This window comes from Sodalis sp. dw_96, assembly GCF_018449575.1.
Taxonomy (GTDB): domain Bacteria; phylum Pseudomonadota; class Gammaproteobacteria; order Enterobacterales; family Enterobacteriaceae; genus Acerihabitans.
This window is the reverse complement of sequence record NZ_JAAVUT010000008.1, coordinates 80,780-101,048: the sequence shown is the minus strand read 5'-3', so window position 1 is coordinate 101,048 and position 20,269 is coordinate 80,780. Positions and strand designations below refer to the sequence as shown.

Here is a 20,269-nt window from a genome sequence, read left to right as displayed (position 1 = left end):
GCACCTGTGCCGTTACAGCGCCACCGTGGATAGCCAGGCGGGGTATTCAAGCATGTCCGCCACGTTTTTCAAGACCCCTTCGCACTGTTCGCGGCTGTTCGGGCCTCCCAGGCACAGGCGTAACGCGTCGGGGGGATTATTGTCGGTGCAGAAGGCGGCGCTTGAGACCGCGCTGACCCCTTGATGACGCAATTTCACCGCCACATCCGACGGATTCCAGCCCTGGCGGTGCGGCAGCCGCAGCCAGAGATGAAACCCCTCGGCATCCGCCTGCAGGCTGTAATTGTGCAGCAGACGGGCGGCCATCCGCTGGCGCAGCACCGCCTCTTCCCGCACCGCCAGCAGCATTTTTTCCGCCGTGCCGTCGTTAATCCATTGGGCGGCCAGGGCATTGGTGAACGGGCTGGACATCACCGTCAGCGCACGCATGGCGCCGGCCAGGTACTGACCCTGGCGCACCGTGGGGGCCTGTACCCAGGCGATACGTAATCCGGCGCCGAAACATTTCGACAGGCCGGTAATGTACCAGGTCAGTTCAGGCACCAGTTCCGCCATGGCGGGCAGCGCGACGGAAGGCAGCATGGCATAGGCGTCGTCTTCGATAATCGGCACGCTGTAGCGCAGCGCCACGTCCGCCAGCTTCTCGCGCCGGCGCAGCGGCATGGTCAGGGTGGTGGGGTTATTGATGGTGGGATTGAGATACAGGGCGCGGATCTGTCCGGTCTGACAGGCGTTTTCAAACGAACGCGGCATCGGGCCGTCCCCGTCGCACTCCAGGGCGTGCAGGGTGATGTCCAACTGGGCGGCGATGGCCTTTAATCCCGGATACACCAGGCTGCCGACGCAAATTTCCCCGCCCTTGCGCGCCAGCAGGGTCAGCAATCCCACCAGTACGCTGTGAATGCCGGGACACACCAGCAGCCGCTCCGGCGCTACCGCCGGTAAACGACGCCCCAGCCAGCGGCATCCCGCCTCCTTGTCGTCATGATTGCCGCCGAAATCATGATAGCGCAGCAGGGGGAACAGATCTTTGTGGGCAAACAGATTCAGGGCGCCCTGGCGGATTTGCGCCACCAAATCCGGCGAGTCCGGCTCCACCGGCAGATTCATGGTCATTTCATAACTGCTGCCGTTGCGGGGGGGAATCGACGGCACCTTGCCGCGGATGAAACTGCCGGTGCCCGGACGGGAATCAATGAGCCCGCGCTTGCGCGCTTCGGCATAACCGCGGGTTACCGTCGTGTAATTAAGGGAAAGTTTCACCGCCAGATCCCGCAAGGGCGGCAGGCGATCCCGCGGCTGGAAGTCACCGCTTTCAATGGCGTCATGGATTAAATCGGCAATCAGCAGATAAGCCGGACGCTCCGGTCGTTCGTGCATATAGTGCGTCCAACGATCGAATCGTTTCATCACTGTTTCTCTCGTAGTGTCGGACTTTCACTCTAGCGGAATCCAGGCCGCCGATGCAATCATTGATGTAATGATTGTGTTTAATGATTGCATCATATTGTTTGCAGTGCGTTACATTGGTGCAATCATAGGTTATACCTGCGTTGTTATTGTGCAGCGAATGGGTTATCGGTGAGTCTTTTAATCGCTTAAATCCCGCAATCCGGGGCGGTAAAAATTTTTTTTGCTCAGAAGTTGAGCGATTGATTGGCCGATGATTGCATGGTGCCTTTTCACCGCTGGCATAACCCTTGCTCCAGAGGTTATGACGCGCCCTTTAGCCGGCGCGATACATCATCCGCCGCGGCTGTACGGCGATGCCAGTAAACCTGCGAAGAGACTAAGACTATGCCAACGGTAACCCTACCCGCACATCAAACCGGTGATTTCCTGGTGGATTACGAAGAAAAGGTGTTCGAAGACGTGAAGGCCGAACCGGGCCAGAAAGCGCTGGTCACCTTCCATACCGTCGCGTTCGAAGGCTCCATCGGCTTCGTGAATATGCTGCAGGCCACCCGTCTGCAGCGCAAAGGGTTTGAAACGTCGATTCTGTTATACGGACCGGGGGTGACCCTCGGCGTACAGCGCGGCTTTCCCAAGCTGGGGGACGAAGCCTTTCCCGGCCATATGAACTTCAACAACCAGCTGCAAAAATTCATGGCCGAAGGGGGCAAGGTCTATGCCTGCCGTTTCGCCCTGCAGGCGTTGTACGGCCACGGCGAACCCTCGCTCATTGAAGGCATCCGCGCCATTAATCCGCTGGACGTGCTGGATTTGAAGCTGCTGCACATTCGCGATAACGCGGTAATTCTCGATACCTGGACCGTGTAAGGAACCGACGTTATGGCACAGGACCGTATCATCCGTGCCGCCGCCGTGCAGATTGCGCCTGACCTCGGCCAGGCGCAAAAAACGCTGGCGCGCGTGCTGGATGCCATTGATGAAGCCGCGGGCAAAGGGGCCGAGATCGTGGTATTCCCCGAGACCCTGGTCCCCTGGTATCCCTATTTTTCCTTTATCGCGCCGCCGATGACCGCCGGCGCCGAGCACCTGCGGCTTTACCAGCAGGCGGTGGAGGTACCCGGGCCCATTACCCGGGCGGTGGCCGAGAGCGCCCGCCGCCACGGCATGGTGGTGGTGCTGGGAGTGAACGAACGGGATCACGGCAGCCTGTTTAACGCTCAGTTGGTGTTCGACGCCGATGGCGAGCTGGTGCTGAAACGGCGCAAAATCACCCCTACCTACCATGAACGCATGATCTGGGGGCAGGGGGACGCCTCGGGGTTGAAGGCGGTGGATACCGCAGTCGGCCGGGTGGCGGCCCTGGCCTGCTGGGAACATTACAACCCCCTGGCCCGTTATGCGCTGATGGCGCAGCACGAGGAGATCCACTGCAGCCAGTTTCCCGGCTCGCTGGTGGGCCAGATCTTCGCCGATCAGATGGAGGTCACCCTTCGCCATCATGCCCTGGAGTCCGGCTGTTTTGTCATTAACGCCACCGGCTGGCTGCGGGAAGATCAGATTGAATCCATTACGTCGGATCCCGATTTGCAGCGCGGACTGCGCGGCGGGTGCCATACCGCCATTATCTCGCCGGAAGGGCGGCACCTGGCGCCCCCCATCACCGAGGGGGAAGGCATTCTTATCGCCGATTTGGATATGAAGCTTATCGCCAAGCGCAAACGCATGATGGATTCCGTGGGGCATTATGCCCGGCCGGAGCTGTTAAGCCTGCTGATCAACGAACGGCCCGCGGCTTACTGCCATCAGCAAACCACCGCCCCTTGGCAAACCGCCGAACAGTCCTTCACTTCCGACCTCACAGGAGGGCGCCATGAGTCTGACCAACCAGCGACTGATTACTGAACTGCAAACCCACGGCCTGAAGGTGGTCAATCCCCAGACCACCCATGTGAACCGCCAGGGCGGCGCGGGCCCGTCGGATCATCAGGCGGTGACCATCGACGGCATGACGGTCATGGTGCCGGTGTATACCCAGCAGGCACATCAATCCCCCTGGAGCGTGACCCATGACGAGGCCGGCGGCAGCCATTTGCTGAAAGACGCCATTCCGGTGCGGGATATCAGCTTTGTGTCCCAGCCGAATTTTTACCGGCTGAGTACCGCCGACGGCGTCCCGTACTCCCATATCGCCACCCTGCACGGCACCGATGTGCTGGCCACCACCGTATTGCAAACCTGCATCCGCTATGAAAACCGGCGCAAGGCCTGCCAGTTTTGCGCCATCGGCCAGTCCCTGGCGGCGGGCAAGACCATTGCCCGTAAAACCCCGCAGCAGCTGGCGGAAGTGGCCAAAGCCGCGGTGGAACTGGACGGCGTGCGGCATATGGTGATGACTACCGGCACTCCGTCCGGCAGCGATCGCGGCGCGCGGGTGCTGTGCGAAAGCGCCGAAGCCATCAGGGCGGCGGTGGATCTGCCGTTACAGGGGCAATGCGAACCGCCGGGGGATCCGCTGTGGTTTACCCGCATGAAGGAGGCGGGCATCGACGCGCTGGGCATGCATCTTGAAGCGGTCACCCCTGCGGTGCGGGCGCGCATTATGCCGGGCAAGGCGATGGTGACCGTGGCGCAATATATGACGGCGTTCAAGGACGCGGTGGGGGTGTTCGGCCACGGGCAGGTGAGCACCTATATTCTGGCGGGCCTGGGGGATACCCGCGAGGCCATATTGTCCACGGCGCGGGAGCTGATAGACATCGGCGTGTATCCCTTTGTGGTGCCGTTCGTGCCCATCCGCGGCACGCCGCTGGAGGGGCATGCGCCGCCGGGAGCGGAGTTTATGGAGTCCATTCTGCAACCCCTGGCCGTCATGCTGCGGGGCGGCGGGCTTCGTTCCGCCGATATCAAGGCCGGCTGCGGCCGCTGCGGCGCCTGTTCACCATTGGCCAGCTATGAGCGGGCTTCGGCCTGAGGGGAGATAGCGCATGTTTTATCCCGAATACCGCATCAAATGGGTAACCTTGCCCTGGGAGCGCGAACAGGCCTATCTGCTGCGCCAGCGGGTTTTTTGCCAAGAGCAGGGGCTGTTCGAGGAGCACGACCGGGATGATATTGACTCTCACGCCAGGCTGCTGGTGGCCATCGGCAGCACGGCGGGCTGGCCGGAGCAAATCGTGGGCACGGTGCGTATCCACCGGGAAGAGGGGGATGTCTGGTACGGTTCTCGGCTGGCGGTTGACCGGCATTTTCGCCGGCAGGGCCAACTGGGGCCGACCCTTATCCGCCTGGCGGTGTCCAGTGCCTGTGCCCTGGGCTGTAAGGCGTTTTACGCCCGGGTGCAGCATCAAAACGCGCCGTTATTTCAGCGCATGCATTGGTTAACCCTCTCCACCGAACGGCTGCGGGGTATGGACCATGACTTCATGCGGGCGGATCTGGCGTTTTATCCTCCCTGCGTTGATCCCAACAGCGGCATGGTGGTAAGCGGACGTCCGCTGCGTCCGGCGCGGGAACTGGCGCCGCTGCTGATGAGCCTGGAGGGCGGCTGATGGATGATTTGCACGTGATGCTGGAGGAAGTACGCCGGTACGGCGGCATCGATCAAAAGCGGGATATCCGGGAGATTGCCGGAGATTTGGGCGAGGCCTGGCCTCTGGACGGCTGCGACAACGGCGACGACTGCGCGGCCATCCCGGAGGCGGACGGCTACAGCCTGCTGGCCATGGAGGGATTTATTAACCGGTTTGTGGCGGATGACCCCTGGTTTGCCGGCTGGTGCGGACTGATGGTCAACCTGAGCGACATCGCCGCCATGGGCGGCACGCCGGTGGCGGTGGTGAACGCCCTGTGGAGCGCCGGCCCGGAACAGGCCCACCGGTTAATGCAGGGCATGGCCGCCGCGTCCCGCGCCTATCGGGTGCCCATTGTCGGCGGCCACACCAATTTACGCAGTGAATCGCCGCAGCTGGCGGTGGCGGTGCTGGGCAAAGTGAAACGGCCGCTGCGGGCGTCCGGGGCCAAGCCGGGCCATACCTTAATCGCCGCCATTGATTTACGCGGTGCCCGGCGCGGGCCCTGGCTGAACTGGGACGCCGCCACCGGGGCCGACCCGGCGGCGCTGCGTGGCGCCATGGCGCTGCTGCCGATGCTGGCGGAGCAGGGGCTGGCGCAGGCCGCCAAGGATATCAGCCAGGCCGGGCTGCTCGGCACCCTGGTCATGCTGCTGGAAAGCGCCCGGGCCGGCGCGGACGTTGATTTAGCGGCCATCCCCCGTCCCGTGGAGATCGGCTGGCAAGAGTGGCTGTGCATGTTTCCCAGCTACGGGTATCTGCTGACGGTTTATCCCCAGCATACCGCCGAAGTCCTGGCGCACTTTCATCGGGCCGGTATCGGCGCGGCGGCCATCGGCGGCATTACCGCCGACCCGAGGCTGTGGGTCGGCCATGAGTCACACCGCGACTGTTTCTGGGATCTCGACGCCCTGCCGCTTACCGGCATCAACCCCTGATTTTTTACCCTGGAGGCGCTTATGCCCGCAATGCATTTTACCGTCCGCTGGCCGGACAGCTCCGTGGACGTGTGTTATTCACCGTCCACCGTGATTGAGCAGCATCTCGAGGTGGGAAAAGAGTACAGCGTGGAGGAGTTTACCGCGCTGGCGCGCCGGGCGTTGCAGGAAGCCAGCGATCGGGTGGCGCTGAAGTTCGGTTATGCCTGTTCAAGCGCCCTGGATCAGTCCGGCGCCATCGAACAGAAAGCCGGGAGTTTTTTGCCCGATGCACGCCCGGTGCGCGTCGAGAAAATCGACGCGCTGCCGCCCACTCTCTAATTCAGGAACGGCACCATGGAACACACACATTATCCGGTGATTATCATCGGCGGCGGGCAGGCGGGCCTGTCCATGAGCTACTGCCTGAAACAGCGGGGCATCGAGCATGTCATATTCGAACGCCATCAGCTTGGCTGGGCATGGCGGGCTCAGCGCTGGGACAGTTTTTGCCTGGTGACTCCCAACTGGCAGTGCAAATTGCCCGGTTTTCCCTATGACGGCGACGACCCGGACGGTTTTATGGTCAATGACCAGATCATCAATTACCTGGAGCGCTACGCCTTGAGCTTCGGGCCGCCGCTGGTCACCGGTATTAACGTTGAGCGGGTCGACCGCCGCGGCGACGGCGGTTTTACCCTGGGCACCAGCCGTGGCGCTTTTACCGCCGATAACCTGGTGGTGGCGGTGGGCAATTATCACCGGCGACGTTTCCCCGCCCTGGCGGGCCGTTTACCGGGGGGGATCCACCAGCTGCATTCGGCGGATTACCGTGCCCCCGCCGCCCTGCCCGAGGGCGAGGTCCTGGTGGTGGGGTCGGCCCAGTCGGGGGCGCAAATCGCCGAAGATCTTCATCTCGCCGGACGCCGGGTGCATCTGTGCGTCGGCAGCGCGCCGCGGGTTAATCGTTTCTACCGCGGCCGCGACGTAGTGGCCTGGCTGGAGGATATGGGGCATTACCGGCTGACGGTGGACAATCATCCCCAGGGGGAGGACGCCCGCCGCAAAACCAACCATTATGTCACCGGCCGCGACGGCGGCCGGGATATCGATTTGCGGCTGTTCGCCGGGCAGGGCATGCAATTGCACGGACGGCTGCTGGACATTGATGAGGCACGGGGGGTACTGCTCACCGGTGATGATCTGGCGGCTAATCTCGACAGCGCCGACGATACCGCCCGGCGCATCAGGGAGAGCATCGATGAGTGGATTGCCGCCCGGGGTATCGACGCCCCCCCTGAGCAGCCCTATCAGCCGATGTGGTTCCCCCGGCCGGGCGAGGGTACCATCCCGCTGGAGTCTCTCTCGTCCATCGTCTGGGCGGTGGGGTTCCATACCGATTTCAGCTGGATTGATCTGCCGGCGTTTGATGACAAGGGATATCCCCGCCACCGGCGCGGCGTGGCGGTGGAGGAGGGGCTTCATTTCCTCGGTCTGCCCTGGCTCTGGACCTGGGGCTCGGGGCGCTTCGAGGGGGTGGGGGAAGATGCGGAGCACCTGGCGGAGCACATCGCCGCCCGCCTGGCGGCGCCAGCACCGCGGGAGGCGCGTTATGCCGTTCGCTAAACGGACCGACAGTTTCCCTCTGGATTCACCGGGCCGTTCCACCGTGGATGAGGCTTTCTGGCGGCGCGAGGCGCAGCGCATCCACTGGCGGCGGCCGTTTCGGCAGGTAATGACGTTGGAGCGGGGCGGGCCGCACTGTCGCTGGTTTGACGGCGGCATCACCAACCTGTGTTATAACGCGGTGGACAGACATTTGCCCTTGCGTGGCGGACAAACGGCTCTGATCTGGTGCGACCGATCGGGGGACGAGCAGCAGTTCAGCTATGCCGATCTGCACCGGGAAGTGGTGGCCATGGCCTGGATCCTGCAACGGCTGGGGGTGACGGCGGGGGATCGGGTGCTTATCTGCCTGCCGGTGATGCCGCCGGCGCTGTTCGCCATGCTGGCCTGCGCCAGGCTGGGGGCCATCCACGTGGTGGTCTCGGCGCAGCTGAGCGCGGCGGCGCTGGCGGAGCGCATCGGCTTAAGCCGGCCCCGCCTGCTGATCCTGGACGGCAACGTCAACCGTGCCTTGCGGGAAGGGGGGGATACATCGTCCGCCGTTCGCCGGATCATTGTCGGCGACGGTGAATCGGACAGCATGTGTACTGACAACCGTGCCGTTGATAGTGCCGGTGATAACGGGTCGGCGGCAATGTGTCGCGCCGAGACCGCCGTCGACCAGGCCTCGGGGGCGTTTTCCCCCTCCCGGGAAGCCAGTTATCAGCGGCTGCGGGCGGATTATGGCAATGAGCCGGTGCCTTGCCGCTGGCTGCCCGCCGAGGCACCGTCACAGCTGCTGTTTACCTCCGGCACCACCGGCACGCCCAAAGGGGTGGTGCGGGATACCGGCGGTTACGCCGTGGCGCTGTGCGCCTCGCTGCCACATATTTTTAACACCGGCGAGGATGAAGTCTTTTTCACCACCGCCGATATCGGCTGGGTGACCGGCCACAGTTATCTGGTATGGGCGCCGCTGCTGGCCGGTTTCACCAGCCTGATGGTCACCGGCGGCGGCATTAACGCCCCGGGGCGGCGCTGGTGGCGGCTGATTGCCCGCCATGGCGTAACGCGCCTGCTAACCGTACCGGGCGCCATGCGTCTGGCCCGTATGCAGAGTGAAACCCTGGACCAAGCGCTCCCCTCACTGCGCGCCGTCTACCTGGCCGGCGAGCCGCTGGACGGTAAAACCCGCCAATGGCTGGAGCAGGGCGCCGGCGCGCCGGTTTACGACCACTATTGGCAGACCGAAAGCGGTTGGCCGATCCTGGCAGGACAAGGGGGCGCCCTGCGCCCGGTAATGGATCGCAGGGTAAGCATTATTGATGGGCAAAGCGGCCGGCCGGCGACAACCGGCATGCTGGTGCTGCATGACACCCTGGGGCCGGGGGGTATGCAAACCCTGTGGGGCCACGACGATGAGTTCGTGGCGCGTTACTGGCGTCATGACGGCCAAGGCTGGCGCTATCTGACGCAGGATCGCGCCCGCTGCGATGAAAATGGCGATATCCAGATTCAGGGACGTATGGACGACACCATGAATATCGGCGGTAAACGGCTGTCCACGGCGGAAGTGGAGCATGCGGCGCTGACGGTGCCCGGCGTCGCCGAAGCGGCGGCGGTGGGCATATCGCATCCGCTGTTGGGCCAGATGGTGCAGCTTTTTATCGTAACGTCGCCGGAGGTGCCGACGGTGCAACATGCCGCCATCCGGCGAACGCTGGCGGCGGTTATCGTGGCCCGCTGCGGCCGTCATGGGCGGCCCAGGGGAGTGGTCTTCCTGGACAGTTTGCCTAAAACCTTTTCCGGAAAAATCATCCGGCGTTTCCTGCGGCGCCCGTGATGCATGCCGGGGACGGATGGCAATCGGGCAGTAATCAATCGAATTTTTAGATGGGTTTATGCCTGATAATCGAACTTTTAATCCTAATATTAATGGCCTAAAGTCGGTTCTATTCTCCCTTTACCAGGAATTTCACCATGACCGATTTATTCGAATCCACCAAGCCCGCCACACTGACCGGTTTTATCGGTAAACATTTCATCTATACCTACGATAACGGCTGGCAGTATGAAATGTACCTTAAAAATCCACGCACCATCGATTACCGCATTCACAGCGGTATGGTGGGCGGGCGCTGGGTACGCGATCAGGAAGCGCATATCGTCCGGTTATCCGATGACGTTTGCAAAATCTCTTGGGACGAACCCACCGGCACGACGGTGAGCGTGGCGGTCAATTTCGCTGAACGTATGCTGCACGGGGTGATATTTTTCCCGCAGTGGATTGCCCTGCATCCTGACAAAACCGTGTGTTATCAGAATGAACATCTGGATTTGATGCGGCAGTATCGCGATGCCGGCCCGACTTACCCGAAGCTGGTCATTGACGAGTTCGCCCCGCTGACCTTTGTGGAAGAGTGCGGCGCCGACAATCAGACGGTGATCAACTGCGCCCCGGCGACGCTGCCGGCGGACTATACTCAGCGGCGCAACTAGCCCCAACGGCGCTACCAGTTCCAATTACGCAACCAGCCCCAACGGCGCAACCAGGCGTTTTCCCCCGTCCTAACCTGCCGACAGCAGTTCGGCCATTGCCCGGGTGGCGGGGCCGGCGTCGGTTAACTGCGCCTTGCGCCCCTCGATTTGCAGCAATCGGGTTCCCAGCCGCTCCTGCAGTTGGCTGACGGCATAACTTACCGCGGATTGGCTGCGGTTGAGAGACTCCGCCGCCTTGGCAAAACTGCCGGTTCCCATCACGGTGTGCAGCACCGCCCACTGTTCCAGGGTGGTCTGGGGTATGGACATCGAACATGCTCCTTAACGATTGCCCGTGGAAAAACGTCACTCCCTATAATGCATTCAAAGAGCGAACGCCGCTTCCGATAATGTATCCAGCATAGGGAGAATCAGCATGACTCCCGGTACCCTGTCCTTTACCGAGGAATGATATCATTACCGGTAATATATCCCTTGCCCGCCTTCATATCACACTGACGCGTATTGTCGGTTTTATTGATTTTTCCGGCAAAGCATAGCGGAAAAAAATCGTTGCCCCGGTTAAAGATAACTCTTTAGAGTAGATAAATGCCGGATTAGCACTGGATGTCCGGCCGCGGTTTGCCGATATACCCGTCATACTTCAAATTGCAGTTGCGTTAGCTTTGTTACTCGGCTCTTCCATGAGCCTCGCCCCTTTGGGGCCGCTGCAAGCAGCGTTCAAATCTGCTCCAGGCAGATTTGTCACTCAACCCAGTCACTTACTTGAGTAAGCTCCTGGGGATTCGCTGCGTCGCCGCCTTCCTGCAACTCGAATTATTTTGGGTATATTTATTCAGCGCGGGCAACCGGTTCAATCAAAGAGCGGCTTGCCGGCCTATTTATTTCTCTGCCGGTGGGCGGAGTGTTGACGAAAAAAAAAGGATATTTATGAACGTTTCGCTATTTTCCCGGCGCTTATCCGCGGCGGTGATGTTAAGTGTGCTCGCCTGCACGGCCCATGCCGCCGATGTTACCGTCGGTTACCAAACCGTCCCCAACCCGTCCCAGGTCGCCCAGGCTAACGGCGATTATGAACGGGCCGCCCATGCCAAAATCGACTGGCGCAAATTCGATGCCGGGGCTGAAGTGATTACCGCGGTGGCCTCCGGCGATGTCCAAATCGCCTATCTGGGCTCCAGCCCGTTTACCGTTGCCGCCAGCCGCAATCTGCCCATAGAAACCATCCTGATAGCGTCCAATCTGGGCACCAGCGAGGCGCTGGTGGTCCGCAATGGTTCCGGCATCAACGGCCCGCGGGATCTGATCGGCAAAAAGATCGCCACGCCGTTCTCCTCCACCAGCCATTACAGCCTGCTGGCCGCCTTGAAGCATTGGCGTATCGATCCCCATCAGGTTACCATTGTCAACCTGACGCCCCCCGCCATCAGCGCCGCCTGGCAGCGGGGCGATATCGACGCCGCTTATACCTGGGATCCGGCGCTTGGCGTGGCCAAAGCCACCGGCAAGGTGCTGATTACCTCCGGCGAATTGGCCAAACTGGGCGCGCCGACCTTCGATCTCTGGCTGGTGAGGAAGGATTACGCCAAGGCCCATCCGGATGTGGTCAAGGCCTTTGCCAAAGTCACCCTCGACAGCTATCAGCAGTTTTATCAGGATCCCAAAGCCTGGCTGGCGAATAAGCAGCATATCGACCAGTTGGTGAAGATAACCGGCGCGAAACCGGAGGATGTCCCCGGATTACTGGAGGGCAATACCTATCCCCTCGCGGCTGAACAAAGGACCATCCTGGGGGCGCCGGTCATCAAGGGCATCACCGATACCGCGCGGTTCCTTAAAGAGCAGGGACGTATTGATTCGGTACTGCCGGATTATTCGCCTTACGTCACGGCGGCCTTTATTCCCCAATAGACAGTTTCCGGGATAGACTGTCGGCATACCCGGGCCTGGTTACCCGGCCCGGCGAATAAGCCACTTTTGACAGGACCGCTATGACTCAATTAATCCTGGAACATGTCGCCGCTCATTATCCGGAATCACCGCAGCCGGTTTTACAGGATATTTCGTTTAGCCTCGGCCCCCGGCAGCTTTGCGTGGCGGTTGGGCCTTCCGGCAGCGGCAAAACCACCCTGCTTAATCTTATCGCCGGCTTTATCGCTCCCAGCGGCGGCGCCATCACCCTGGACGGTAAACCGGTCACCGGGCCGAGCGCCGAGCGCGGGGTGGTATTCCAGGACGACGTCCTGCTGCCCTGGCAAAATGTCCTGGAAAATGTCGCTTTCGGCTTGAAGCTGGCCGGCGTCGCCCGCAGGCAGCGGGAGGAACGCGCACGTGAGCTGCTGGCACTGGTGGATCTGGAAGGCTATGCCCGGCGCAGCGTTTGGCAATTGTCCGGCGGGCAGAAACAGCGGGTGGGCATTGCCCGCGCCCTGGCCGCCGAGCCCCGGGTCCTGCTGCTGGATGAGCCTTTCGGCGCGCTGGACGCCTTTACCCGCGAGCAGATGCAGGAATTGCTGCTCCAGGTGTGGCGGCGCACGGATACGCCGGTGTTTTTGATCACCCATGATATTGAAGAGGCGATTTTTTTAGCCACTGAACTGATGTTGTTATCGCCGAACCCGGGGCGCATCATCGAGCGTCTGCCGCTGGAATTCAGCCGCCGCTACGCCTTGGGTGAAAGCGCCCGTTCGTTAAAGTCCGATCCGCTGTTTATCGCTACCCGCGAACACATCCTGGCGCGGGTGTTCGCCGCCCGCGATGGGGATCGTGGCGATAAAAACGCCGCCGGGGCGACGGCCTCTATACATCCCGTGCGCGACGAACGTCACGCCTATGGTGCCCGCAGATGACTGGTAAGCGTTGCGTCCACGATAAATTTCTTGCCCCGGGTGTGCGGTTATGACCGATACCCGTCATGTCCATCATGAACCTCCCGTTGAGGCGGCATCCCCGCCCATCCGGCCGCCGATGGTGAAAAAGCCGTTGCCTCTTAGCGTGCTGGGCGCCATCAGCATCGGCAGCCTGATAATGATTTGGTGGCTGGTCACCTGGCTGAAATTCATCGATCCGCTGTTTCTGCCGTCCCCCTGGGCGGTATTGGGCAAATTCCGGCAGGTGGCGGTACAGGGCTACCTGGATGCCACCCTGTGGCAGCATTTATGGGCCAGCCTGCAACGTATCGGCATCGCCCTGATTGCCGCCCTGTTCACCGCCATTCCCCTGGGGATCGCCATCGGCCGCTATCGTCTGGTGCAGGGACTGTTCGACCCGCTGATTGAATTCTACCGGCCGATCCCGCCACTGGCCTATTTGCCGCTGATTGTGATCTGGTGCGGCATCGGCGAGCTGTCGAAAATACTGCTGATTTATCTGGCGATTTTCGCGCCGGTGGTGATTGCCACCGCCAACGGCGTACGCAGCGTCGATCCGGCCAAGATCAGGGCGGCCCAGTCCCTGGGGGCCACCAGCGGGCAGCTTACCCGCTATGTCATTATTCCCGCCGCGCTGCCGGATATTTTAACCGGTATTCGTATCGGGCTGGGGGTCGGCTGGTCGACGCTGGTGGCGGCGGAGCTGATTGCCGCCACCCGGGGCCTGGGTTTTATGGTGCAGTCGGCGGCGCAGTTCCTGGTGACGGACGTGGTGATCATGGGCATTTTAGTGATTGCCGTGGTGGCCTGCATCATGGAAATCGGCCTGCGTTATATTCAGCGCAAGTGGGTGCCCTGGCACGGACGTTTTCACTAATCTGGCGATCGCCGAGCGTGCAACGAACGTGTTAAAGGGAGAGCGCGCCAATGAGGTCGAAGCGGGCGTGGTTTTTCCGCCCGCCAGAGTGCCTCATGGCACGCTAGGCCCGCGATCACCGAGCGTGCAACTAACGTTAAAGGGAGAGCCCGTCAAGGGCCTGGGCGAAGCGGCTATCAACGCTAGGGCTTAATATTCGACAACACCTTGGTCAGGATTTCGAACAGCCGATCGATGCGGTCAGGCTCGCTCACCAGTATCGGTGCGATAATCAGCGCATCGCCGGTGGATTTGAGATGCAGGCCGGCATCGAATAATTTTTTTTGCACCTCATAACCCCGCTGTCCCGGTTTTGCCCCCGGCGCCAGGTCGATTCCTCCCAGCAGGCCGTAACCGCGAATATCCGTCACCAGCGGCAGCCCCCTCAGCGCGAACAAGCGTTCCTGAAAATGTCCGCTCAACGTGTCGGCGGCGGTAAATACGCTTTCCTCTCGGTATATTTCCAGGGCGGCCAGTGCCGCGGCGCAGGCTACCGGATGCGCGCTCCAGGTATAGCCGTGAAAGAACTCGATGTCCTGTTCGCCGGCGGCGTTGATGATGCTGTCGTAAATTTCCCGTTGCACCGCCACGGCGCCCATGGGCAAGGTACCGTTGGTGAGGGCTTTGGCCATGGTGATGATATCCGGGCGAATATCGAAGGTTTGGCTGGCGAAAGCCCGGCCGGTCCGGCCGAAGCCGCAGATCACTTCATCCATGACAAGCAGGATGTCATGGCGATCGCACAGTTGGCGCAGACGTTCCAGATAGCCCACCGGCGGTACCAGCACGCCGGTGGAGCCAGCGATGGGTTCCACCACGCAGGCGGCAATGTTTTCCGCGCCGTGGAGGGTTATCAGGCGTAAAAGATCGTCCGCCAGAAAGTCGCCGTGCTCGGGCTGTCCGCGGCTGTAGCGATTCTCTTCCAGCCAGGTATGACGCATATGCACCACCTGCGGCCCGCCGCCGGCGAAGGTCCGCCGGTTATTGGGCAGTCCGGACAGGGCGACGCCGCCGAAATTGACGCCATGATAAGCGCGTTCCCGCGAAACAAAGAGATGTCGGCCGCCCTGGCCCCGGGACCGGTGATACGCCAGGGCGATTTTCAGCGCCGTATCCACCGCCTCCGAGCCGGAACCCACGAAAAAAATCCTGTCGAGGCCGGGAGGCAGCAGTGCCGATAAGGCCTTGGCGGCGGCGAACGCTCCCGGATGGCCGCGATAAAAACTGGCGGTAAAATCCAGGGTCAGCATTTGCCGGTGTACCGCCTCGGCGATATCTTTTCGTCCGTGGCCCAGGGCCGAGGCGAACAAGCCCGAGACACCGTCCAATATCGCCCGCCCGTCCGGATCGTAATAATATTCCCCTTCCGCCCGGGCAAATAATTTCGGGTCTTTACGGAAATCTTTATTTGGCGTAAACGGCAGCCAAAAATTATCGTTAATAATATCCTGGTAATGGGCAGTCATTATTTTCACCAAAGTCATATTCAGGTTTGCTGCATGCCGGGCTGAAAATATGCCCCGTCTTATTGACTATTCGCGCGTTTGCCCGCAACCCAACCAGCGGGAAACCTACCTATAGCCGGCATTTAATGGATTTTGTCCGGCGCAAAATCATTGGCGACCACTTCTCCCTGCGGCCGGATGGCGTCGCCGGCGGCGGTGGGGGTGCTCGCCGCCACGTCCAGATGGGGAAACAGCAGTTCCGACACGCGATAGGCTTCTTCCAGATGCGGGTAGCCGGAAAGGATAAAGGTATCGATGCCTAAATCCGCATACTCGGCGATGCGCCGCGCGACGGTGGGACCGTCTCCCACCAGGGCGGTGCCGGCGCCGGCCCGCACCAGCCCGACCCCGGCCCACAGATTGGGGCTGACCTCCAGATGGTCCCGGCTGCCGTCATGCAGCGCCGCCATACGCTGTTGCCCCACCGAATCAAAGCGGGCAAAGGATGCGCGGGCGCGGGCGATGGTATCATCGTCCACATGGGCAATCAGCCGATTGGCGTCCTGCCAGGCTTCTTCCGTGGTTTCACGCACGATCACGTGCAGGCGGATGCCGAATCGGATTTGCCGTCCCAAGGCGGCGGCTTTTTCCCGCACCCGGGCGATTTTTTCCGCCACCTGCGCCGGCGGCTCACCCCAGGTCAGATAAAGCTCCACCTGTTCCGCCGCCAGATCCTGCGCCTCATCGGACGAACCACCGAAATAGAGCGGCGGCCGGGGTTGTTGCACCGGCGGGAACATCAGGCGCGCTCCTTCCACCTGTAAATGTTTGCCCTGAAAATTCACCGTCTCGCCTTCCAGCACCCGCCGCCATATGCGGGTGAACTCCGCCGCGGCTTCATAACGCGCGGCGTGATCGAGGAATACCCCTTCCGCCGCCAGCTCGTCGGGATCGCCGCCGGTCACCAGATTAAACAGCGCCCGTCCCTGGGACAACCGGTCCAGGGTCGCCGCCTGGCGGGCCGCCAGGGTGGGGGAGATCACCCCCGGCCGCAGCGCCACCAGGAATTTCAGCCGCTGGGTGACGGGTATCAAAGAGGCCGCCACCAGCCAGGAATCTTCGCAGGAGCGGCCGGTGGGGATCAGCACGCCGCCGAAACCCACGCGCTCCGCCGCCTGGGCGATTTGCTGCAAATAAGCGTGGTCCACCGTGCGCGCGCCGCGTGGCGTGCCGAGATAGCGCCCGTCGCCGTGGGTGGGAAGAAACCAGAAGAGATTGAGGCTCATGAACGGCTCCTGCGGAGTAAAAGAACATGTAGCCGTTATGATGGACAGGCGGGGGCGGCGCACCAACTGATATATCCGGCATTTCAAATGCGCAAAACGTCTATACCCGTCATACTTCACGTTGCAGGGGCGTTGGCTTTCCTCACTCACCCCAGTCACTTACTGGAGTAAGCTCCTGGGGGTTCGCTGCGTCGCCGCCTTCCTGCAACTCGAATTATTTAGGGTATATATACCCGTCATACTTCACGTTGCAGGGGCGTTGGCTTTGTTACTCGGCTCTTCCATGAACCTCGCCCCTTTGGGGCCGTAGCGGCGGCCGAGACGCCGCCGGGCCTGTGGGATGATGTTTGCCAGTGTTTCCTCCGGCAGATGGATATCTCCCGGCGGATACGGCCGTCCCAGCAGCCGGTATTTATCGCTGCCCAGGCGGTGATAGGGCAGGATTTCATAGCTGACGTCCGCCAGGGGCAAAATAAAATCGATAATGCGTGCAATCTCGTCCCGGGTATCGTTAAAACCGGGAATCAGCGGCGTGCGGACATGTATCGGCAGAGAGGGAAAATGCCGGCGCAGGGCCAGCAGATTGGCCAGAATCCGGTGGTTGGAACGCCCGGTAAACCGGCGGTGTCTGGCGTCGTCCAGGCTTTTGATATCAAAATAGATGCCGTCGCAATAGCCCGCCAGCGCCTGTAATGCCGGCCAGGGGCCGTAGCCGCAGGTTTCCAGCAGGGTATCGATATGACGTTTTCCGGCTTCCCGCAGCAAGGACAGGGCGAAGTCCGCCTGCATCAGGGGTTCGCCGCCGCTGAGGGTGACGCCGCCCCGGGAGCGCGCATAAAACAGGCTATCGGCCTCGACGATATCCATCACCTCCCGCGCGGTAATCCGTTGGCCGAAAGCGTGCAGGGCATGGGTGGGACAGGCGGGTACGCATTGCAGGCACTGTCGGCAGGTGTCCGTCTCCAGCCGCATCACCCCGTGGGCATCAAAAGCCAGGCTATGGGAAGGGCATTGTGCGAGGCAAAAACCACAGTCCTCCCCGAGGCATTTTCTCCCATCAAACGTGATTTCCGGCAGCAATCCCTGTGATTCGGGATTGCTGCACCAGGTGCAGCGCAGCGGGCAGCCTTTCAAAAAGACCAGCGTGCGGATGCCGTCTCCGTCATGCAGTGAATAGCGCTGTATGTTGAAAACATACCCCTCTTCGCCCGCCGGAGAGCCGGCGGCCCGCTCAGAAGATTTCATGGCCGGTTCTGGCAATCAAATCGTCCTGCAGGTCCGGCGAAAGGTCGGTAAAATAGGCGCTGTAACCGGCAATCCTGACAATCAGTCCGCGAAAACGCTCCGGGTCGGCTTTGGCCGCCAGCAAGGTTTGCCGGTTAATGACGTTGAACTGGATATGCCATAACTTCAGATCGCACCAGACCTTGATAAAATCGCACAGCTTGCGGGTGCCCGCTTCGCCCGCCAGCACCGAGGGGGTGAATTTGACGTTGAGCAACCGGGCGGCGCGCTCGCGAAACTGATAATTCTTGGTGTGGTAATTGGACAGCAGCACGGCGGTGGGGCCTTGGCTATCGCAGCCTTGGGAAGCCGACGAACCGTCCGATAGCGGGCTATAGGCCTTGCGTCCGTTGGGGGTGGCGTGCACCACCTTACCGAACGGCACATGGGAGGTGAAAGGCACCAGGCGCAGATCCATATGGACCCCCAGTGAGCGGGAGTATTGCCGGGTAAATTCCAGGCAGATTTTGTCCAGGGCCTTGCCGATATCATCGGCGTAGGGATCGTTATTGCCGTATTTGGGCGCATCCCGCAGCAGGGCGCGGATAGCGGGATGGCCGTTGAAATCGTCCGCCAGCGCCTCCAGCAATTGCCCCATGGAAAGACGCTTTTCGTCATAAACCCATTTTTTTATCGCTGCCAGCGAATCAATGACCGTGCCGTAGCCCATAAACTCGAAATAACCCAAATCGATACCGCCGTCGATATCCGGCTGATGGATATCCTTGCAGGCGTTCATCGCCAGGTCGTGCAGAGCGGAACCCAGCGGCCAGGCAAAATGTCTGGCGCGTAAATCAATGATGATTTTTTGCTGAATAAAGGCATGGCGGAGAAAATTAATATGCTGTTTGATATAGGCCTGCCAGAATGCCTCCCAATCGGCGAACGCATCGGCATCGCCGGTTTCCAGCCCCAGCAGTTCCCCGCCGTAGCGTTTCATCCGGCCATTGTACAGCGTCATTTCCAGCGCCGCCGGGAAGTTGATATAGGCACAGGGACTGGTATAGGTATCTCGGTTCGGCATGCGGCACTCGGCGCAGCCGGATACCGCAAAATCATAGGCCTCGCTGAAAGAGGCTCCCTTCGCCAGCAGCAGCGGCACCACCTCCTCATCGTTGATGAGTTTCGGGAACCCGGCGCCGTCCTTGATGGTTTGCGCCACTTCATAGAGAAAACGCGGCGGGGTGCGGCTATGGATGCGGGCCGCCAGATCGGGATAGTGCAACGGGAATTCCCGCTTCGATCGCAGGAACAGATAAGACAGCGGGTTGGTGGCGTCCTGGCCTTCCGGCGTCTGGCCGCCGATGGTGACCGCTTCCCAATGGGCATAGCCTTCATTGAAGGCGCCGCCGGTGGGGGAAATATACAAATCGACGAACTGCGCCATGGCAACCCACATGCAGGCCAGCCACTCCAGCGCCTGTTCCTCGGTCAGCAGACCGCGATCCACATCCCGCCGGTAATAGGGGTAAAGGTACTGATCCATGCGGCCGTTGGAGATAATGGTGCCGGTTTTCTGCTCCATACGGGAAAACATCTGCGTAAACCACTGCGCCTGAAGCGCATCGCGGAAATCCCGAGCCGGGTGTTCCGGCACCCAGTCGCACCGCTCGGCGATGGCCTCCAGCTCCTGCCGACGCCGGGGGTTTTGTTCCCGCGCCGCCAGATCCCGCGCCAGCGCGGCATGGCGTCCGGCCCAGAGAATCACCGCCTCGGCGCTGAGGATAATCGCCCGCAGGAACGGTGCCTTTTCAACATTGTCCAGCGGATCGAAGGGATCCAACGCCGCCAGCCTGCGCTGTGCATCCTCCTTGATACCCTTGAACCCCAGCCGCAGCACTTTTTCGTAATCATGCACCCACTGGATGGAAGACCGGAACGACGAGGTTTCGTTGACGATAAAACGGGACGTCAGGGCGTCGGCGGGATCGTAGGTGAGGCGCAGCGTCTCATCGGGCAGGGCGCGGGCCAGGTCTTCATGGTAGGTTTTGCCCTGCCAGTAGGGGGATATCACCCGTTTGACGATGTCCACTTCCGCCGGTTCGACGGTAAACGGCGATTCGACTCGCCGGGGCAGCTGTTCCAGCGCCCGCTCCAGGAAATCGCCGTCCAGTTCCGGATAAAGAATACCGTAGCGGCCGGGTTTGCCGGCCCGGCCGACAATCAGCTGATCCTCGTCGATATACACCTGGATGTGCCCGGCGATGTGATACATCGCTTTCGCCCAGCGCAGGACCAATAATTCCCCTTCCGTGTTCGCCATGGACTCGGTGAAATAGCGCGCCCGTTCCACATCAACCGCCGGTTTGGCATGCTGTATACCGGCCAGCAGGCGATGGGTTCTGTCCGTGGCCGCGGGGAGGGGGGCGGGATGAAGCAGCCGCGCTTCCTGCGGCGAGAGCACCAGGGCTTCCTGATTCACGTGATAACCTGCCTTAGTCCATGAATAAAAAAAGTGTATACCC

The 20,269-nt window shown here is 61.2% G+C and carries 16 protein-coding genes and 2 pseudogenes; 12 read left to right on the top strand and 6 right to left on the bottom strand.

What is annotated here, in order from left to right; translation table 11 throughout:
• Positions 1-12: 12 nt before the first annotated feature.
• The gene (locus tag HB631_RS13810) at positions 13-1,410 is read right to left on the bottom strand and encodes a PLP-dependent aminotransferase family protein (RefSeq protein ID WP_213991744.1); all 1,398 of its coding nucleotides are present in this window, start codon (positions 1,408-1,410) and stop codon (positions 13-15) included.
• A gap of 387 nt (positions 1,411-1,797) precedes the next feature.
• On the opposite strand from HB631_RS13810, the gene HB631_RS13805 reads away from it, so the two are divergent.
• The 9 genes from HB631_RS13805 to HB631_RS13765 all read left to right on the top strand — a co-directional run bounded on the left by HB631_RS13805 (position 1,798) and on the right by HB631_RS13765 (position 10,003).
• Positions 1,798-2,280, top strand: coding sequence for an MSMEG_0572/Sll0783 family nitrogen starvation response protein (locus HB631_RS13805; protein ID WP_213991743.1), 483 nt, complete (start codon positions 1,798-1,800; stop codon positions 2,278-2,280).
• A gap of 12 nt (positions 2,281-2,292) precedes the next feature.
• Positions 2,293-3,315, top strand: a complete 1,023-nt coding sequence (locus HB631_RS13800) for a Nit6803 family nitrilase (protein WP_213991742.1) — start codon at positions 2,293-2,295, stop codon at positions 3,313-3,315.
• Entirely contained in the window at positions 3,290-4,384 is a 1,095-nt protein-coding gene (locus HB631_RS13795; protein WP_213991883.1) for an MSMEG_0568 family radical SAM protein, read from the top strand. Before HB631_RS13800 ends, HB631_RS13795 begins: the two co-directional genes overlap by 26 nt.
• A gap of 13 nt (positions 4,385-4,397) precedes the next feature.
• Complete coding sequence (locus HB631_RS13790) at positions 4,398-4,961, top strand: MSMEG_0567/Sll0786 family nitrogen starvation N-acetyltransferase (RefSeq protein WP_213991741.1); 564 nt, start codon at positions 4,398-4,400, stop codon at positions 4,959-4,961.
• Positions 4,961-5,920 carry a sll0787 family AIR synthase-like protein gene (locus HB631_RS13785; protein WP_213991740.1) on the top strand — a complete coding sequence of 320 codons (960 nt, stop codon included), beginning with the start codon at positions 4,961-4,963 and terminating at the stop codon, positions 5,918-5,920. Before HB631_RS13790 ends, HB631_RS13785 begins: the two co-directional genes overlap by 1 nt.
• 21 nt (positions 5,921-5,941) lie before the next feature.
• Positions 5,942-6,241, top strand: coding sequence for an MSMEG_0570 family nitrogen starvation response protein (locus HB631_RS13780; RefSeq protein WP_213991739.1), 300 nt, complete (start codon positions 5,942-5,944; stop codon positions 6,239-6,241).
• A gap of 15 nt (positions 6,242-6,256) precedes the next feature.
• Entirely contained in the window at positions 6,257-7,525 is a 1,269-nt protein-coding gene (locus HB631_RS13775) for an MSMEG_0569 family flavin-dependent oxidoreductase (protein WP_213991738.1), read from the top strand.
• Positions 7,512-9,347, top strand: coding sequence for an AMP-binding protein (locus tag HB631_RS13770; RefSeq protein WP_213991737.1), 1,836 nt, complete (start codon positions 7,512-7,514; stop codon positions 9,345-9,347). The genes HB631_RS13775 and HB631_RS13770 overlap by 14 nt, the downstream gene beginning before the upstream one ends.
• A 137-nt stretch (positions 9,348-9,484) precedes the next feature.
• Positions 9,485-10,003, top strand: coding sequence for a phenolic acid decarboxylase (locus HB631_RS13765; RefSeq protein WP_275955691.1), 519 nt, complete (start codon positions 9,485-9,487; stop codon positions 10,001-10,003).
• A 111-nt stretch (positions 10,004-10,114) separates the two neighbouring features.
• Here the strand turns inward: HB631_RS13765 and HB631_RS13760 are convergent.
• Positions 10,115-10,306, bottom strand: a pseudogene (locus tag HB631_RS13760) (LysR family transcriptional regulator); the annotation flags it as partial.
• A 627-nt stretch (positions 10,307-10,933) separates the two neighbouring features.
• Here HB631_RS13760 and tauA point away from each other — a divergent pair.
• The 3 genes and pseudogenes from tauA (at position 10,934) to tauC (ending at position 13,750) form a co-directional block, all read left to right on the top strand.
• Entirely contained in the window at positions 10,934-11,914 is a 981-nt protein-coding gene (tauA, locus tag HB631_RS13755; RefSeq protein WP_213991736.1) for a taurine ABC transporter substrate-binding protein, read from the top strand.
• A gap of 80 nt (positions 11,915-11,994) precedes the next feature.
• Positions 11,995-12,762 (top strand): annotated as a pseudogene (gene tauB / locus HB631_RS13750) (taurine ABC transporter ATP-binding subunit); the annotation flags it as partial.
• A gap of 208 nt (positions 12,763-12,970) precedes the next feature.
• Positions 12,971-13,750: a taurine ABC transporter permease TauC gene (gene tauC, locus HB631_RS13745; RefSeq protein ID WP_213991880.1), complete on the top strand. Its 780-nt coding sequence runs from the start codon at positions 12,971-12,973 to the stop codon at positions 13,748-13,750.
• Positions 13,751-13,932: 182 nt separating this feature from the next.
• Here the strand turns inward: tauC and HB631_RS13740 are convergent, their stop codons facing one another.
• From HB631_RS13740 to HB631_RS13725, 4 genes are all read right to left on the bottom strand, one after another.
• A complete protein-coding gene (locus HB631_RS13740) occupies positions 13,933-15,255 on the bottom strand; it encodes an aminotransferase class III-fold pyridoxal phosphate-dependent enzyme (RefSeq protein ID WP_213991734.1) in 1,323 nt (440 codons plus the stop codon).
• Positions 15,256-15,377: 122 nt separating this feature from the next.
• Complete coding sequence (ssuD, locus tag HB631_RS13735; RefSeq protein WP_213991733.1) at positions 15,378-16,520, bottom strand: FMNH2-dependent alkanesulfonate monooxygenase; 1,143 nt, start codon at positions 16,518-16,520, stop codon at positions 15,378-15,380.
• 243 nt (positions 16,521-16,763) lie between these two features.
• Positions 16,764-17,765 (bottom strand): glycyl-radical enzyme activating protein, encoded by a 1,002-nt coding sequence (locus HB631_RS13730; protein WP_213991732.1) that lies wholly within the window; start codon positions 17,763-17,765, stop codon positions 16,764-16,766.
• Positions 17,752-20,226 (bottom strand): pyruvate formate lyase family protein, encoded by a 2,475-nt coding sequence (locus tag HB631_RS13725; protein WP_213991731.1) that lies wholly within the window; start codon positions 20,224-20,226, stop codon positions 17,752-17,754. Before HB631_RS13725 ends, HB631_RS13730 begins: the two co-directional genes overlap by 14 nt.
• Positions 20,227-20,269 lie beyond the last annotated feature (43 nt).